5 protein-coding genes, 9 tRNA genes and 6 rRNA genes are annotated in these 18,164 nt (G+C 45.4%); all 20 read right to left on the bottom strand.

All coding sequences use genetic code 11. The features are described 5' to 3' along the window. Positions 1-98: 98 nt before the first annotated feature. Positions 99-1,469 (bottom strand): DNA repair protein RadA, encoded by a 1,371-nt coding sequence (radA, locus tag AB4Y30_RS00525; RefSeq protein ID WP_368653582.1) that lies wholly within the window; start codon positions 1,467-1,469, stop codon positions 99-101. Positions 1,470-1,967: 498 nt separating this feature from the next. Continuing rightward, complete coding sequence (gene clpC, locus AB4Y30_RS00520; RefSeq protein ID WP_368653581.1) at positions 1,968-4,394, bottom strand: ATP-dependent protease ATP-binding subunit ClpC; 2,427 nt, start codon at positions 4,392-4,394, stop codon at positions 1,968-1,970. Between the two features lie 23 nt (positions 4,395-4,417). Then, positions 4,418-5,482 (bottom strand): protein arginine kinase, encoded by a 1,065-nt coding sequence (locus AB4Y30_RS00515; RefSeq protein WP_368653580.1) that lies wholly within the window; start codon positions 5,480-5,482, stop codon positions 4,418-4,420. Continuing rightward, a complete protein-coding gene (locus AB4Y30_RS00510) occupies positions 5,479-6,021 on the bottom strand; it encodes a UvrB/UvrC motif-containing protein (RefSeq protein ID WP_368653579.1) in 543 nt (180 codons plus the stop codon). Before AB4Y30_RS00510 ends, AB4Y30_RS00515 begins: the two co-directional genes overlap by 4 nt. 12 nt (positions 6,022-6,033) lie before the next feature. Further along, positions 6,034-6,501, bottom strand: coding sequence for a CtsR family transcriptional regulator (locus tag AB4Y30_RS00505; RefSeq protein WP_368653578.1), 468 nt, complete (start codon positions 6,499-6,501; stop codon positions 6,034-6,036). A 466-nt stretch (positions 6,502-6,967) separates the two neighbouring features. Beyond that, positions 6,968-7,084 (bottom strand): 5S ribosomal RNA (gene rrf, locus AB4Y30_RS00500). 113 nt (positions 7,085-7,197) lie between these two features. Next, positions 7,198-10,120: ribosomal RNA gene (locus tag AB4Y30_RS00495) — 23S ribosomal RNA — on the bottom strand. Between the two features lie 258 nt (positions 10,121-10,378). Next, positions 10,379-11,943, bottom strand: a 16S ribosomal RNA gene (locus tag AB4Y30_RS00490). A gap of 98 nt (positions 11,944-12,041) precedes the next feature. Continuing rightward, a tRNA-Ala gene (locus tag AB4Y30_RS00485) sits at positions 12,042-12,117 on the bottom strand. Between the two features lie 28 nt (positions 12,118-12,145). After that, positions 12,146-12,222 (bottom strand) — tRNA-Pro (locus AB4Y30_RS00480). Between the two features lie 8 nt (positions 12,223-12,230). Continuing rightward, a tRNA-Arg gene (locus AB4Y30_RS00475) sits at positions 12,231-12,304 on the bottom strand. A gap of 9 nt (positions 12,305-12,313) precedes the next feature. Further along, a tRNA-Leu gene (locus AB4Y30_RS00470) sits at positions 12,314-12,402 on the bottom strand. A gap of 10 nt (positions 12,403-12,412) precedes the next feature. Next, a tRNA-Gly gene (locus AB4Y30_RS00465) sits at positions 12,413-12,487 on the bottom strand. A 15-nt stretch (positions 12,488-12,502) separates the two neighbouring features. Then, positions 12,503-12,587 (bottom strand) — tRNA-Leu (locus AB4Y30_RS00460). Positions 12,588-12,590: 3 nt separating this feature from the next. Next, positions 12,591-12,666: transfer RNA gene (locus AB4Y30_RS00455), tRNA-Lys, on the bottom strand. A 7-nt stretch (positions 12,667-12,673) separates the two neighbouring features. Continuing rightward, positions 12,674-12,749: transfer RNA gene (locus AB4Y30_RS00450), tRNA-Thr, on the bottom strand. Between the two features lie 6 nt (positions 12,750-12,755). Then, positions 12,756-12,831, bottom strand: a tRNA-Val gene (locus AB4Y30_RS00445). Between the two features lie 18 nt (positions 12,832-12,849). After that, positions 12,850-12,966: ribosomal RNA gene (rrf, locus tag AB4Y30_RS00440) — 5S ribosomal RNA — on the bottom strand. 186 nt (positions 12,967-13,152) lie between these two features. Further along, positions 13,153-16,075: ribosomal RNA gene (locus AB4Y30_RS00435) — 23S ribosomal RNA — on the bottom strand. 259 nt (positions 16,076-16,334) lie between these two features. Continuing rightward, positions 16,335-17,899 (bottom strand): 16S ribosomal RNA (locus AB4Y30_RS00430). Together the 16S, 23S and 5S rRNA genes with 9 tRNA genes alongside form the textbook arrangement of a ribosomal RNA operon. Between the last annotated feature and the right edge of the window lie 265 nt (positions 17,900-18,164).

Here is an 18,164-nt window from a genome sequence, read left to right as displayed (position 1 = left end):
GTCAAAAAGGTAAAATTTTACCATACTGAATACCTAAAGTCAATGAGCTCTTTCGACAAAATTATCCAAAATTCGTATTTCAGTAAAATTCATTCTTTTTATTTTTGTGAATCCATGCTCATTTTCAATGCTTCTTGTACTGTTTTAACACCTATTACTTGTATGTTTTTTGGTGGACTCCACCCTTCTAAATTATTTTGAGAGCATATTACTCGCTTAAACCCAAGCTTAGCCGCTTCCTGCACTCTTTGTTCAATACGAGAAACCCTTCTAATTTCACCAGTTAAACCAACTTCGCCTATAAAAATATCATCTGGTCTTGTTGATTGGTCACGGAAGCTCGAGGCGATACTAATTGCAATGGCTAAATCAATGGCAGGTTCATCTAATTTCACACCACCTGCTACTTTGATATAAGCATCTTGGTTTTGAAGCATTAATCCAACACGTTTTTCGAGTACCGCCATTAATAAGGAAATACGGTTATTATCAATTCCTGTTGCCATTCGGCGCGGATTACCAAAACTAGATGGAGAAATTAACGCTTGAATCTCTACTAGTACAGGTCTTGTCCCTTCCATCGAAGCAACTACGGTTGAACCTGACGTCCCTTGAGAACGCTCCTCTAAAAAGATTTCTGACGGATTTAACACCTCGCGTAGTCCCTGCTCTTTCATTTCGAAGATTCCCATCTCATTCGTACTACCAAAACGGTTTTTCACGCTCCGTAGAATTCGATATGTATGATGTCTCTCTCCCTCAAAGTAGAGCACTGCATCCACCATATGCTCTAGCATTCTGGGACCAGCAATTGCTCCTTCCTTTGTCACATGCCCCACAATAAATATTGGAATCCCATTATTTTTTGCAAGCTTCATTAATTCAGACGTACATTCACGTACTTGTGTTACACTTCCTGGTGCACTTGTTACTTCTTCACGATATATTGTTTGGATCGAATCAATAATAACAAGGGAGGGTTTTAAAGACTCAATATGCTGACGGATCATATTTAAATTCGTTTCAGAAACTACATAAAGGGAATTTGAAGCTACTTGTAAACGATCTGCCCGTAATTTTGTCTGTTGGACAGACTCCTCTCCAGAAACATATAGCACAGGCAATTGTTTTTCAGCAATTTGTGAGGATACTTGAAGTAATAAAGTAGATTTCCCGATTCCCGGGTCTCCACCAATTAATACAAGGGAGCCTGGAACAATACCTCCACCTAGCACACGATTAAATTCGCGCATGGAAGTTCCCATTCGTGGTTCCTTCTCTGATTCAATTGCTGTGATTTTCTCAGGCTTACTAAATCCTTCACCACCTACAACATGACCACTACGACTTGATACTTCTATTTCTTCATGTAATGTATTCCATTGATTACAGCCAGGACACTTTCCCATCCATCTAGGTGAAATATACCCGCATTCCTGACAAACAAACTTCACTTTTCGCTTGGCCACTCCTAAATTCTCCTCCTGACGGTATATATCTTCTATTTTACTAAATTTTATAAGTTGTTTGGTTACAGCCATCTATCAATTTCTTGGCAAAATTCCTTAAATATGCCACATTTCTTTTAGAAGGGCAAATTTTATTTGTTAAAAAGGGGCTGGGACAAAAGGTTTTATTACTTAGCTAATTCCAAACAAATTGAGCAAATACCCGCTTCGGAAATATACTTCGCTTTCCATGGGCGGCTGGAGAGCCTCGACGGACAGGACGTCCTAATGCAGACGTTGCTCTCGTGATGTGGCGTACTCGTCTGACTCGTGCTGTGCACTCCAAGGTCTCGCCTAGGCCTTTCTCCCACGACGGACACGATGTCCTAGTGTCGGCGTTGGTCACAGGACGTGACCGACTTTAGCCGACGAGGAGTCTACGTATTTTTCCTACGCTTCATTTGAATACTGTTCGGATTTCAAGCTTAGTTTTTCCTTTTGTCCCAGTCTCTTTGACTTTTATGATAAAACAATAAAGTCTCCCTTGCTATTTAAACCAATTTTAGCCTTTTGTCCTTTTGTAAACGTACCTTTCAACAATTCTTCAGATAATAGATCTTCTACATTCTTCTGAATCGAGCGACGTAATGGTCTAGCACCATATTCTGGATCAAAGCCTTCAGAAGCAATCTTTTCTATCGCTTTATCTGTGATAGAAAAATCAATATCTAATTCATTTAAGCGCTTCTTCAATTCCGCAACCATAAGCACAACAATCTCTTTCATATGCTTCTTCTCTAAAGAATGGAAAACAATTGTTTCGTCAATACGGTTTAAAAACTCCGGACGAAACACCTTTTTCATTTCATTCATTACTTTCTTCTTCATATCCGTATGCTCTCGGCCTTCTTCGCCAAGGTTAAAGCCAACATACTTATTACGCTTCAATTCACTTGCACCGACATTTGAAGTCATGATAATAACTGTATTACGGAAATCAACTACTCTTCCTTTGGAGTCTGTTAAACGTCCATCTTCTAATACTTGTAATAAAATATTGAATACTTCTGGATGTGCCTTTTCCACTTCATCTAGAAGAATGACAGAATACGGTTTCCTTCTTACCTTTTCCGTTAACTGACCGCCTTCTTCATAACCAACATAGCCTGGAGGAGATCCCACAAGACGAGAGGTAGAATGCTTCTCCATATATTCAGACATATCAATACGAATCATCGCATCTTCTTCACCAAACATAGCTTCTGCCAACGTTCTAGCAAGCTCTGTTTTACCAACTCCTGTTGGACCTAAGAAGATAAATGAACCGATAGGACGTTTTGGATCTTTTAGGCCTGCACGAGCACGACGAATCGCTTTTGCTACTGCTGTGACTGCTTCTTCCTGACCAATAATGCGATCATGAAGTGTTTTCTCTAAATTCAGTAGTTCTACAGATTCACCTTTTGTCATTTTCGATACAGGAATTCCTGTCCAGATGGAAACGACAGCGGCAATATCATCTACTGTTACCTCTGCGTCCTCTTGCCCTTGCGTTTCTTGCCATTTATTCTTCATCTTATCTAATTCATCACGTAATTTTTGCTCAGAATCACGAAGAGATGCTGCTTTTTCAAACTCTTGGCTTTGCACCGCTGCATCCTTTTCCTTACGAACTTCCTCTAATTGTTCTTCTAGCTCTTTTAAATTAGGTGGAATAGTGTAAGATTGCAAACGAACCTTAGATCCTGCTTCGTCAATTAAGTCAATTGCCTTATCCGGTAAAAAACGATCAGAAATATAACGATTAGATAAGCTCACAGCTGCTTCAATCGCCTCGTCAGTAATAGTCACACGATGATGTGCCTCATAACGATCACGTAAACCATGTAAAATTTGAACTGCCTCTTCAGCAGTAGGCTCATCTACTTGAATTGGCTGAAAACGACGCTCTAGTGCAGCATCTTTTTCAATATATTTACGATATTCATCTAATGTCGTTGCTCCAATACATTGAAGTTCACCACGAGATAAGGATGGTTTTAAAATATTTGATGCATCAATAGCACCCTCTGCGCCACCAGCACCAATTAAAGTGTGTAATTCATCAATAAATAAAATAACATTATCCGCCTGACGAATTTCATCCATGACCTTTTTTAAACGGTCTTCAAATTCACCACGATATTTCGTACCAGCTACTACTGTCCCCATGTCTAAAACCATTACACGCTTTTCACGTAAGATTTCTGGAACCTCATTATTTACAATTTGTTGAGCCAATCCTTCAGCAATCGCTGTTTTCCCTACTCCTGGCTCCCCTATTAATACTGGATTATTTTTCGTACGACGACTTAATACTTGGATAACACGTTGAATTTCTATATCACGACCAATAACTGGATCAATCTTTCCTTCACTTACACTCGCTGTTAAATCCTTCGCTAAAGAATCCAATGTCGGTGTACTTGCACTAGAAGCTTGATTGCGGCCATGTTTAGCAGCTTGCGACTCATTTGTACCTAATAACTGTAACACTTGCTGACGGGCCTTATTTAAGCTAATTCCAAGGTTATTTAACACACGTGCAGCGACACCCTCACCTTCACGAATAAGACCAAGCAAAATATGCTCTGTACCTACATAGGAGTGACCAAGCTTACGCGCTTCATCTTGGGATAATTCTACAACCTTTTTAGCACGTGGTGTATAATGAATCGTCTGCATTGGTTGATTGCCTACACCAATTAGTTTTTCTACTTCTTCTTGAATTTTTTCTGTTTCTAACCCTAATGCCTGTAAACCCTTTGCTGCAATTCCATCTCCCTCACGAATCAGGCCTAATAAAATATGTTCAGTTCCAATATTATTATGATTGAGACGAATTGCTTCCTCCTGGGATAATGCCAACACCTTTTGTGCTCTTTCTGTAAAGCGCCCAAACATCATATATAATTCCTCCTATCTTTACCTTATTTCTCCAATTGCAATCGCTCACGAATAAGCGTTGCACGTAATATATCTCGCTCATTTGCACTTAAAATTCTTTTCGCATATTGCTGTAAAAACGCTGGTTGAGTCAGTACTGTTAATTCGTGCAAAATATTTCTTGGAATCTCATTAATCATTCCTAAATCAATTCCTAGGCGAACATTTGATAAACAAGATGCAGCCTCTTTTGATTCAATAACACGACTATGTTCTAATGTCCCATAAGAGCGAAAAATTCTATCTTCTAAGCTAACCGTTGATTGCTCCACTAATACTTTTCGTGCTCTTCTTTCATGCTCAATCAATTGTGTAACGATGCTTTGTAAATCTTCTACAATATCTTCTTCTGATTTACCTAATGTAATTTGGTTAGAGATTTGAAATATATTGCCAACTGCCCCACTACCTTCACCATAGATACCACGAACAACAAAGCCTAGCTGATTAATCGTTGGAATCATTCGGTTTAGTTGTTTTGTTAACATCAAAGCAGGAAGATGCATCATTACCGACGCACGCAAGCCAGTTCCAACATTTGTTGGGCAACTTGTTAAATATCCTTTTTCCTCATCAAAAGCATAATCAATCTTCTCTTCCAACCAATCATCTATTTTAAAAGCCTCATCTAGCGCTTTTTTCACCTGTAATCCTGGGAAATATAGCTGGATGCGAATATGATCCTCTTCATTAATCATAATAGAGACTTGCTCATTCTTCGAAATTAATATAGCTGCGGCATTTGACTGCTTTGCCAAATGCGGACTAATTAAATGTTTCTCTACAAGCACTTGTCGTTCAATTGTTGTTAAGTCCTGTATAGAAATAAATTGAAAATCTTCGTATTCATCAAGGGATGTCATTGCGAATTCATTTTCAAAAAAATTGCATACTTGAGCTAGTTCTCCCTGATTTGCAGCAAGTGGAAAAGTTTCCTGTGCAAAATTACGTGCTAAACGAATACGACTACTTAAGACAATATCACTATCTGGACCTGATTCACGCATCCACGGACTAATGGCTTCATTCATAAAGTCTTTTAAACTCATGATTGATCACCATCTTTCTTAATGTATGCTGTCTTTAATTCTTTAATTTTATCTCTTATCTTAGCAGCTTCTTCAAAAGCTTCCTTTTCAATTAAATCCTGCATTTGCAATTTATACACTTCGATTTGTTTTTTCACATGCAAATCTCCGCCCTTACGTCTAGGTATTTTCCCATCATGTTTTGTATTACCACTATGCACTCGGCGAAAAATAGAATCTAGACGAGGAGCAAACGTCTCATAACATGTTGCACAACCAAACTTACCTGTCCGTTTAAATTCTGCAAATGTTGTTTTACATTTCGGACATTCCATTTCATCAACATCATGGAATGTTGATTCCTGTTTCTTAAATGGTGAGGAATCAAAATTGAATAATCCAGCTAATAAGTCATGGAGAGAATATGCATCATCGCTATGTGTTATATAACCTTTTTCCTTGGCACATACTTCACAAATATGCACTTCTTTCTTTGTACCATTTATGACCTGTGTAAAGCGAACGGTAGCAGGTCGTTTATGGCATTCTTGACATTCCATTTCATTCCCTCCTCACCTATCATTAAACTTCAATGAAGTAAGAATAGCAGTTAATATTCTAGCTCTTACTTCATCACGATATGGTAAATCAATCGCTATAGCTGTTCGATCCATTGCACTTAAAATAATTTTAGCTTCTCGTTTTGTAATAATTTCTTTTTCAAATAACCGTTCTACAACATTTATCGCTGTTTGTTGTGAAACTGTTGGATTAATCATACTAATTAATTCATCAATTAATTCTGATTCATCTTGGTGTTCAATACGGAAAATGCGAATATATCCTCCTCCACCACGTTTACTTTCAATGATATAACCCTTTTCTAACGTGAAGCGTGTTTTAATAACATAATTAATCTGCGAAGGGACACATTGAAATTGGTCTGCAATTTCGCTTCTTTTAATCTCAATCATGTTTTTCCCTTGTGTCTGTAATATCTGTTTTAAGTAGCGCTCAATAATATCTGTAATATTACTCATAAAATATCACCTCTTGAAATAACATTACCATTTTATAGCCAATGCCCATATATGAAACTCTTTTGACTTTGACTATATTTGACTTTATTATACGTTATTTTGACTTTTATTTGCAACCATCATGACTAAATATTATAAACAATCTTTCTGTGTTTTAACCTTTGATGTTTATAACACCTGGGAACTGAGCGACGAAAATAGGTGAAATGAACCTTTTTCAAAAGCGAAATAATCCCTTAGCAATACAATCAGCTAAATATAAGGTATTCATTTTTCTCTAACTATCTACTACCCATTTATTTTTTATATAATGTCCTTTTATACTGCTAAAATAGGGGAACAATATATTCTATAAAACATAATAAACATTGGAATTGTAATTATTTTAAAGAGGATAATTTAAATAAAATTTATAAACAACAAAAAAACTTGTTAAGTAAAATATACCTAACAAGTTTTTAATATGGCCTGGCAGCGTCCTACTCTCACAAGGGGGTAACCCCTAACTACCATCGGCGCTAGAGAGCTTAACTGCTGTGTTCGGCATGGGAACAGGTGTGACCTCTCTGCTATTACTACCAGACCAACTTCTGTTGGTCATTCTTTTCTGCTTCAAAAGAATTTCCATATTTTTTTAGGTTTTGTACCCTAAAAACTAAATAAGAGTGCATCGTAACGTGTGACAACCGAAATGTGTTAGTTAAGTCCTCGATCTATTAGTATCCGTCAGCTCCATGTGTCACCACACTTCCACCTCGGACCTATCAACCTTATCGTCTCTAAGGGATCTTACTCATTTAAAATGATGGGAAGTCTCATCTTGAGGGAGGCTTCATGCTTAGATGCTTTCAGCACTTATCCTTGCCACACGTAGCTACCCAGCTATGCTCCTGGCGGAACAACTGGTACACCAGAGGTGTGTCCATCCCGGTCCTCTCGTACTAAGGACAGCTCCTCTCAAACTTCCTGCGCCCACGACGGATAGGGACCGAACTGTCTCACGACGTTCTGAACCCAGCTCGCGTACCGCTTTAATGGGCGAACAGCCCAACCCTTGGGACCGACTACAGCCCCAGGATGCGATGAGCCGACATCGAGGTGCCAAACCTCCCCGTCGATGTGAACTCTTGGGGGAGATAAGCCTGTTATCCCCGGGGTAGCTTTTATCCGTTGAGCGATGGCCCTTCCATGCGGAACCACCGGATCACTAAGCCCGACTTTCGTCCCTGCTCGACTTGTAGGTCTCGCAGTCAAGCTCCCTTCTGCCTTTACACTCTTCGAATGATTTCCAACCATTCTGAGGGAACCTTTGGGCGCCTCCGTTACTCTTTAGGAGGCGACCGCCCCAGTCAAACTGCCCACCTGACACTGTCTCCGAACCGGATCACGGTCCTGGGTTAGAAGGTGTGTGCAGCCAGGGTGGTATCCCACGGTTGCCTCCACCGAAGCTAGCGCTCCGGTTTCAATGGCTCCCACCTATCCTGTACAAGCTGCACAAACATTCAATATCAAGTTGCAGTAAAGCTCCACGGGGTCTTTCCGTCCTGTCGCGGGTAATGCGCATCTTCACGCATAGTATAATTTCACCGGGTCTCTCGTTGAGACAGTGCCCAAGTCGTTGCACCATTCGTGCGGGTCGGAACTTACCCGACAAGGAATTTCGCTACCTTAGGACCGTTATAGTTACGGCCGCCGTTTACTGGGGCTTCAGTTCTACGCTTCGTACGAAGTACTAACGTTTCCCCTTAACCTTCCAGCACCGGGCAGGTGTCAGCCCCTATACTTCGCCTTACGGCTTCGCAGAGACCTGTGTTTTTGATAAACAGTCGCTTGGGCCTATTCACTGCGGCTTCTCATGCAAGAAGCACCCCTTCTCCCGAAGTTACGGGGTCATTTTGCCGAGTTCCTTAACGAGAGTTCTCCCGCTCACCTTAGAATACTCTTCTTGCCTACCTGTGTCGGTTTAGGGTACGGGCACCTATATCCTGGCTAGAGGCTTTTCTTGGCAGTGTGGAATCAAGAACTTCGGTACTTATATTTCCCTCCCCATCACAGCTCAAGATACTTGTCAGACGGATTTGCCTATCTGACTCTCTTACTGCTTGGACGCACACTTCCATCCGTGCGATTCTTTATCCTCCTGCGTCCCCCCTTTGCTCATAACGGATATGAGGTGGTACAGGAATATCAACCTGTTGGCCATCGCCTACGCCTTTCGGCCTCGGCTTAGGTCCCGACTAACCCTGAGTGGACGAGCCTTCCTCAGGAAACCTTAGGCTTTCGGTGAAAGAGATTCTCACTCTTTTTTCGCTACTCATACCGGCATTCTCACTTCTAAGCGCTCCAGCTGTCCTCTCGGTCAACCTTCTCTGCCCTTAGAACGCTCTCCTACCATTGTTCCTACGGAACAATCCACAGCTTCGGTGATACGTTTAGCCCCGGTACATTTTCGGCGCAGAGTCACTCGACCAGTGAGCTATTACGCACTCTTTAAATGGTGGCTGCTTCTAAGCCAACATCCTGGTTGTCTGTGCAACTCCACATCCTTTTCCACTTAACGTATACTTGGGGACCTTAGCTGGTGGTCTGGGTTGTTTCCCTCTCGACAATGGACTTATTACCCATCGTCTGACTCCCAAAGATAAGTATCTGACATTCGGAGTTTAACTAGGTTTGGTAACCCGGTGGGGGCCCCTAGCCCAATTAGTGCTCTACCTCCAGTACTCTTCCTTTGAGGCTAGCCCTAAAGCTATTTCGGAGAGAACCAGCTATCTCCGTGTTCGATTGGCTTTTCACCCCTACCCACACCTCATCCCCGCACTTTTCAACGTACGTGGGTTCGGGCCTCCAGTCAGTGTTACCTGACCTTCACCCTGGACATGGGTAGATCACACGGTTTCGGGTCTACGACCGCATACTCATTCGCCCTATTAAGACTCGCTTTCGCTACGGCTCCGTGTCTTCCACTTAACCTTGCATACAATCGTAACTCGCCGGTCCATTCTACAAAAGGTACGCCGTCACACAATAACGTGCTCCGACTACTTGTAAGCACACGGTTTCAGGTTCTATTTCACTCCCCTTCCGGGGTGCTTTTCACCTTTCCCTCACGGTACTGGTTCACTATCGGTCACTAGGGAGTATTTAGCCTTGGGAGATGGTCCTCCCGGATTCCGACGGAATTTCACGTGTTCCGCCGTACTCAGGATACATTCCGGAGGAAATGTCTTTTCAACTACAGGGCTGTTACCTTCTTTGGCTGATCTTTCCAGATCGATTCGTTTAAAACACTTCTTGATAACTCCTATTGGAATGTCCTACAACCCCAGAAAGCAAGCTTTCTGGTTTGGGCTGTTTCCGTTTCGCTCGCCGCTACTTGGGAAATCGCTTTTGCTTTCTCTTCCTCTGGGTACTTAGATGTTTCAGTTCCCCAGGTCTGCCTCATCTAACCTATCTATTCAGTTAGATGTACTACTCCATTACGAGTAGTGGGTTTCCCCATTCGGAAATCCCCGGATCAATGTTTACTTACAACTCCCCGAGGCATATCGGTGTTAGTCCCGTCCTTCTTCGGCTCCTAGTACCAAGGCATCCACCGTGCGCTCTTGTTCACTTAACTAGCTACTTATGAATAAGCTTTGTTTCTTTTTCATCTGCATGTACGAACGTACATGACTTTTTCGGTTTGATGTCGTTGTTACTTTACTCTTATTTAGTTTTCAAGGTACAAATGTAAAAATTCTGCCCTGTCAGCTATCATAACACGCTGAAGCAGAAATTTTATCGGTTTTGAGAGATTTGCTCCCTCAAAACTGAACCGAACAACTCAGTAATGTTTTCATCTAAACCTTGTTAGATGTTCCGTTTCTATCCTTAGAAAGGAGGTGATCCAGCCGCACCTTCCGATACGGCTACCTTGTTACGACTTCACCCCAATCATTGGCCCCACCTTCGGCGGCTGGCTCCTAAAAGGTTACCTCACCGACTTCGGGTGTTGTCAACTCTCGTGGTGTGACGGGCGGTGTGTACAAGACCCGGGAACGTATTCACCGCGGCATGCTGATCCGCGATTACTAGCGATTCCGGCTTCATGTAGGCGAGTTGCAGCCTACAATCCGAACTGAGAATGGTTTTATGGGATTTGCTTCACCTCGCGGCTTCGCTGCCCTCTGTTCCATCCATTGTAGCACGTGTGTAGCCCAGGTCATAAGGGGCATGATGATTTGACGTCGTCCCCACCTTCCTCCGGTTTGTCACCGGCAGTCACCTTAGAGTGCCCAACTTAATGCTGGCAACTAAGGTTAGGGGTTCCGCTCGTTGCGGGACTTAACCCAACATCTCACGACACGAGCTGACGACAACCATGCACCACCTGTCACCGCTGTCCCCGAAGGGAAAGCTATGTCTCCATAACGGTCAGCGGGATGTCAAGACCTGGTAAGGTTCTTCGCGTTGCTTCGAATTAAACCACATGCTCCACCGCTTGTGCGGGTCCCCGTCAATTCTTTTGAGTTTCAGCCTTGCGGCCGTACTCCCCAGGCGGAGTGCTTAATGCGTTAACTGCAGCACCAAGGGGCGGAAACCCCCTGACACCTAGCACTCATCGTTTACGGCGTGGACTACCAGGGTATCTAATCCTGTTCGCTCCCCACGCTTTCGCGCCTCAGCGTCAGTTACAGACCAGAGAGTCGCCTTCGCCACTGGTGTTCCTCCATATCTCTACGCATTTCACCGCTCCACATGGAATTCCACTCTCCTCTTCTGCACTCAAGTCCTCCAGTTTCCAATGACCCTCCACGGTTAAGCCGTGGGCTTTCACATCAGACTTAAAGGACCGCCTGCGCGCGCTTTACGCCCAATAATTCCGGACAACGCTCGCCCCCTACGTATTACCGCGGCTGCTGGCACGTAGTTAGCCGGGGCTTTCTGGTTAGGTACCGTCAAGGTACGAGCAGTTACTCTCGTACTTGTTCTTCCCTAACAACAGAGTTTTACGATCCGAAAACCTTCATCACTCACGCGGCGTTGCTCCGTCAGACTTTCGTCCATTGCGGAAGATTCCCTACTGCTGCCTCCCGTAGGAGTCTGGGCCGTGTCTCAGTCCCAGTGTGGCCGATCACCCTCTCAGGTCGGCTACGCATCGTTGCCTTGGTAGGCCTTTACCCCACCAACTAGCTAATGCGCCGCGGGCCCATCTGTAAGTGATAGCCGAAACCATCTTTCACTTTTCCTTCATGCGATGGAAAAGATTATTCGGTATTAGCACCGGTTTCCCGGAGTTATCCCAATCTTACAGGTAGGTTGCCCACGTGTTACTCACCCGTCCGCCGCTCATTCCACAAACGTCACCCCGAAGGGGTCAGTCTGCTTCCTGCGCTCGACTTGCATGTATTAGGCACGCCGCCAGCGTTCGTCCTGAGCCAAGATCAAACTCTCCAAAAAAGTTTGTGTTTCTTAGCTTTGTTACGTTGTAAAAGAAAAACTTTACGCTTTTCTTGACATTACTGGTTGTTCTGTTCAGTTTTCAAAGAGCAAAAAAATGGTGGAGCCTAGCGGGATCGAACCGCTGACCTCCTGCGTGCAAGGCAGGCGCTCTCCCAGCTGAGCTAAGGCCCCAAAACAAAAAAGCATTTAGTTTTAAAAATGGTCGGGAAGACAGGATTCGAACCTGCGACCCCTTGGTCCCAAACCAAGTGCTCTACCAAGCTGAGCTACTTCCCGATATAAAACGCGCCCGAGAGGAGTCGAACCCCTAACCTTTTGATCCGTAGTCAAACGCTCTATCCAATTGAGCTACGGGCGCAAAAAACAATGGTGCCGAGGACCGGAATCGAACCGGTACGGTAGTCACCTACCGCAGGATTTTAAGTCCTGTGCGTCTGCCAGTTCCGCCACCCCGGCAATGTTCGTTTGGAGCGGAAGACGGGACTCGAACCCGCGACCCTCACCTTGGCAAGGTGATGTTCTACCACTGAACTACTTCCGCTTGATTATGTTTGCTTGGTGCGGGTGAAGGGACTTGAACCCCCACGTCGTAAGACACTAGATCCTAAGTCTAGCGCGTCTGCCAATTCCGCCACACCCGCAAATGGTGAGCCATGAAGGACTCGAACCTTCGACTCTCTGGTTAAAAGCCAGATGCTCTACCAACTGAGCTAATGGCTCGTTAAAGTGGTGCCGGCCAGAGGACTTGAACCCCCAACCTACTGATTACAAGTCAGTTGCTCTACCAATTGAGCTAGACCGGCATACAATGGTGGAGGATGCAGGGCTCGAACCTGCGACCCCTTGCTTGTAAGGCAAGTGCTCTCCCAGCTGAGCTAATCCTCCGGTATGTAATTGATACTAGCCTGGCAGCGTCCTACTCTCACAAGGGGGTAACCCCTAACTACCATCGGCGCTAGAGAGCTTAACTACTGTGTTCGGCATGGGAACAGGTGTGACCTCTCTGCTATTACTACCAGACCAATATTTTGCTAAAAAATAGCTCCTCCGTTTTTGAAGGACAAGTTTTATTATATGCTTATTCATTTTAAAATGCAAGCACTTTTTAAAAACTTTTTAGGGTTATTTTACAACCGTTGGTTGTGTCTAATTTGTACCCTAAAAACTAAATAAGAGTGCATCGTAACGTGTGACAACCGAAATGTGTTAGTTAAGTCCTCGATCTATTAGTATCCGTCAGCTCCATGTGTCACCACACTTCCACCTCGGACCTATCAACCTTATCGTCTCTAAGGGATCTTACTCATTTAAAATGATGGGAAGTCTCATCTTGAGGGAGGCTTCATGCTTAGATGCTTTCAGCACTTATCCTTGCCACACGTAGCTACCCAGCTATGCTCCTGGCGGAACAACTGGTACACCAGAGGTGTGTCCATCCCGGTCCTCTCGTACTAAGGACAGCTCCTCTCAAACTTCCTGCGCCCACGACGGATAGGGACCGAACTGTCTCACGACGTTCTGAACCCAGCTCGCGTACCGCTTTAATGGGCGAACAGCCCAACCCTTGGGACCGACTACAGCCCCAGGATGCGATGAGCCGACATCGAGGTGCCAAACCTCCCCGTCGATGTGAACTCTTGGGGGAGATAAGCCTGTTATCCCCGGGGTAGCTTTTATCCGTTGAGCGATGGCCCTTCCATGCGGAACCACCGGATCACTAAGCCCGACTTTCGTCCCTGCTCGACTTGTAGGTCTCGCAGTCAAGCTCCCTTCTGCCTTTACACTCTTCGAATGATTTCCAACCATTCTGAGGGAACCTTTGGGCGCCTCCGTTACTCTTTAGGAGGCGACCGCCCCAGTCAAACTGCCCACCTGACACTGTCTCCGAACCGGATCACGGTCCTGGGTTAGAAGGTGTGTGCAGCCAGGGTGGTATCCCACGGTTGCCTCCACCGAAGCTAGCGCTCCGGTTTCAATGGCTCCCACCTATCCTGTACAAGCTGCACAAACATTCAATATCAAGTTGCAGTAAAGCTCCACGGGGTCTTTCCGTCCTGTCGCGGGTAATGCGCATCTTCACGCATAGTATAATTTCACCGGGTCTCTCGTTGAGACAGTGCCCAAGTCGTTGCACCATTCGTGCGGGTCGGAACTTACCCGACAAGGAATTTCGCTACCTTAGGACCGTTATAGTTACGGCCGCCGTTTACTGGGGCTTCAGTTCTACGCTTCGTACGAAGTACTAACGTTTCCCCTTAACCTTCCAGCACCGGGCAGGTGTCAGCCCCTATACTTCGCCTTACGGCTTCGCAGAGACCTGTGTTTTTGATAAACAGTCGCTTGGGCCTATTCACTGCGGCTTCTCATGCAAGAAGCACCCCTTCTCCCGAAGTTACGGGGTCATTTTGCCGAGTTCCTTAACGAGAGTTCTCCCGCTCACCTTAGAATACTCTTCTTGCCTACCTGTGTCGGTTTAGGGTACGGGCACCTATATCCTGGCTAGAGGCTTTTCTTGGCAGTGTGGAATCAAGAACTTCGGTACTTATATTTCCCTCCCCATCACAGCTCAAGATACTTGTCAGACGGATTTGCCTATCTGACTCTCTTACTGCTTGGACGCACTCTTCCATCCGTGCGATTCTTTATCCTCCTGCGTCCCCCCTTTGCTCATAACGGATATGAGGTGGTACAGGAATATCAACCTGTTGGCCATCGCCTACGCCTTTCGGCCTCGGCTTAGGTCCCGACTAACCCTGAGTGGACGAGCCTTCCTCAGGAAACCTTAGGCTTTCGGTGAAAGAGATTCTCACTCTTTTTTCGCTACTCATACCGGCATTCTCACTTCTAAGCGCTCCAGCTGTCCTCTCGGTCAACCTTCTCTGCCCTTAGAACGCTCTCCTACCATTGTTCCTACGGAACAATCCACAGCTTCGGTGATACGTTTAGCCCCGGTACATTTTCGGCGCAGAGTCACTCGACCAGTGAGCTATTACGCACTCTTTAAATGGTGGCTGCTTCTAAGCCAACATCCTGGTTGTCTGTGCAACTCCACATCCTTTTCCACTTAACGTATACTTGGGGACCTTAGCTGGTGGTCTGGGTTGTTTCCCTCTCGACAATGGACTTATTACCCATCGTCTGACTCCCAAAGATAAGTATCTGACATTCGGAGTTTAACTAGGTTTGGTAACCCGGTGGGGGCCCCTAGCCCAATTAGTGCTCTACCTCCAGTACTCTTCCTTTGAGGCTAGCCCTAAAGCTATTTCGGAGAGAACCAGCTATCTCCGTGTTCGATTGGCTTTTCACCCCTACCCACACCTCATCCCCGCACTTTTCAACGTACGTGGGTTCGGGCCTCCAGTCAGTGTTACCTGACCTTCACCCTGGACATGGGTAGATCACACGGTTTCGGGTCTACGACCGCATACTCATTCGCCCTATTAAGACTCGCTTTCGCTACGGCTCCGTGTCTTCCACTTAACCTTGCATACAATCGTAACTCGCCGGTCCATTCTACAAAAGGTACGCCGTCACACAATAACGTGCTCCGACTACTTGTAAGCACACGGTTTCAGGTTCTATTTCACTCCCCTTCCGGGGTGCTTTTCACCTTTCCCTCACGGTACTGGTTCACTATCGGTCACTAGGGAGTATTTAGCCTTGGGAGATGGTCCTCCCGGATTCCGACGGAATTTCACGTGTTCCGCCGTACTCAGGATACATTCCGGAGGAAATGTCTTTTCAACTACAGGGCTGTTACCTTCTTTGGCTGATCTTTCCAGATCGATTCGTTTAAAACACTTCTTGATAACTCCTATTGGAATGTCCTACAACCCCAGAAAGCAAGCTTTCTGGTTTGGGCTGTTTCCGTTTCGCTCGCCGCTACTTGGGAAATCGCTTTTGCTTTCTCTTCCTCTGGGTACTTAGATGTTTCAGTTCCCCAGGTCTGCCTCATCTAACCTATCTATTCAGTTAGATGTACTACTCCATTACGAGTAGTGGGTTTCCCCATTCGGAAATCCCCGGATCAATGTTTACTTACAACTCCCCGAGGCATATCGGTGTTAGTCCCGTCCTTCTTCGGCTCCTAGTACCAAGGCATCCACCGTGCGCTCTTGTTCACTTAACTAGCTACTTAATGAATAAGCTTTGTTTCTTTTTCATCTGCATGTACGAACGTACATGACTTTTTCGGTTTGATGTCGTTGTTACTTTACTCTTATTTAGTTTTCAAGGTACAAATGTAAAAATTCTGCCCTGTCAGCTATCACAACACGCTGAAGCAGAAATTTTATCGGTTTTGAGAGATTTGCTCCCTCAAAACTGAACCGAACAACTCAGTAATGTTTTCATCTAAACCTTGTTAGATGTTCCGTTTCTATCCTTAGAAAGGAGGTGATCCAGCCGCACCTTCCGATACGGCTACCTTGTTACGACTTCACCCCAATCATTGGCCCCACCTTCGGCGGCTGGCTCCTAAAAGGTTACCTCACCGACTTCGGGTGTTGTCAACTCTCGTGGTGTGACGGGCGGTGTGTACAAGACCCGGGAACGTATTCACCGCGGCATGCTGATCCGCGATTACTAGCGATTCCGGCTTCATGTAGGCGAGTTGCAGCCTACAATCCGAACTGAGAATGGTTTTATGGGATTTGCTTCACCTCGCGGCTTCGCTGCCCTCTGTTCCATCCATTGTAGCACGTGTGTAGCCCAGGTCATAAGGGGCATGATGATTTGACGTCGTCCCCACCTTCCTCCGGTTTGTCACCGGCAGTCACCTTAGAGTGCCCAACTTAATGCTGGCAACTAAGGTTAGGGGTTCCGCTCGTTGCGGGACTTAACCCAACATCTCACGACACGAGCTGACGACAACCATGCACCACCTGTCACCGCTGTCCCCGAAGGGAAAGCTATGTCTCCATAACGGTCAGCGGGATGTCAAGACCTGGTAAGGTTCTTCGCGTTGCTTCGAATTAAACCACATGCTCCACCGCTTGTGCGGGTCCCCGTCAATTCTTTTGAGTTTCAGCCTTGCGGCCGTACTCCCCAGGCGGAGTGCTTAATGCGTTAACTGCAGCACCAAGGGGCGGAAACCCCCTGACACCTAGCACTCATCGTTTACGGCGTGGACTACCAGGGTATCTAATCCTGTTCGCTCCCCACGCTTTCGCGCCTCAGCGTCAGTTACAGACCAGAGAGTCGCCTTCGCCACTGGTGTTCCTCCATATCTCTACGCATTTCACCGCTCCACATGGAATTCCACTCTCCTCTTCTGCACTCAAGTCCTCCAGTTTCCAATGACCCTCCACGGTTAAGCCGTGGGCTTTCACATCAGACTTAAAGGACCGCCTGCGCGCGCTTTACGCCCAATAATTCCGGACAACGCTCGCCCCCTACGTATTACCGCGGCTGCTGGCACGTAGTTAGCCGGGGCTTTCTGGTTAGGTACCGTCAAGGTACGAGCAGTTACTCTCGTACTTGTTCTTCCCTAACAACAGAGTTTTACGATCCGAAAACCTTCATCACTCACGCGGCGTTGCTCCGTCAGACTTTCGTCCATTGCGGAAGATTCCCTACTGCTGCCTCCCGTAGGAGTCTGGGCCGTGTCTCAGTCCCAGTGTGGCCGATCACCCTCTCAGGTCGGCTACGCATCGTTGCCTTGGTAGGCCTTTACCCCACCAACTAGCTAATGCGCCGCGGGCCCATCTGTAAGTGATAGCCGAAACCATCTTTCACTTTTCCTTCATGCGATGGAAAAGATTATTCGGTATTAGCACCGGTTTCCCGGAGTTATCCCAATCTTACAGGTAGGTTGCCCACGTGTTACTCACCCGTCCGCCGCTCATTCCACAAACGTCACCCCGAAGGGGTCAGTCTGCTTCCTGCGCTCGACTTGCATGTATTAGGCACGCCGCCAGCGTTCGTCCTGAGCCAAGATCAAACTCTCCAAAAAAGTTTGTGTTTCTTAGCTTTGTTACGTTGTAAAAGAAAAACTTTACGCTTTTCTTGACATTACTGGTTGTTCTGTTCAGTTTTCAAAGAGCAAATGTTTTGTCGCTTTCGTTTTTAGCGACTTTATAAATTTAACACGTTAATGAAATGAAGTCAACATGTTTTTTAAACTTTTGAAATATTTTTTTAACTTGCTTTGTTGTTTGAGCAACATTTAATAATCTACCATGTTTATTTAGATAAAGCAATAGTCTTTTTCAAAAAAA

The organism is Ornithinibacillus sp. 4-3, assembly GCF_040958695.1.
In the GTDB taxonomy this organism is placed as follows: Bacteria; Bacillota; Bacilli; order Bacillales; family Amphibacillaceae; genus CALAMD01.
This window is presented reverse-complemented; position numbering and strand designations above follow the sequence as displayed.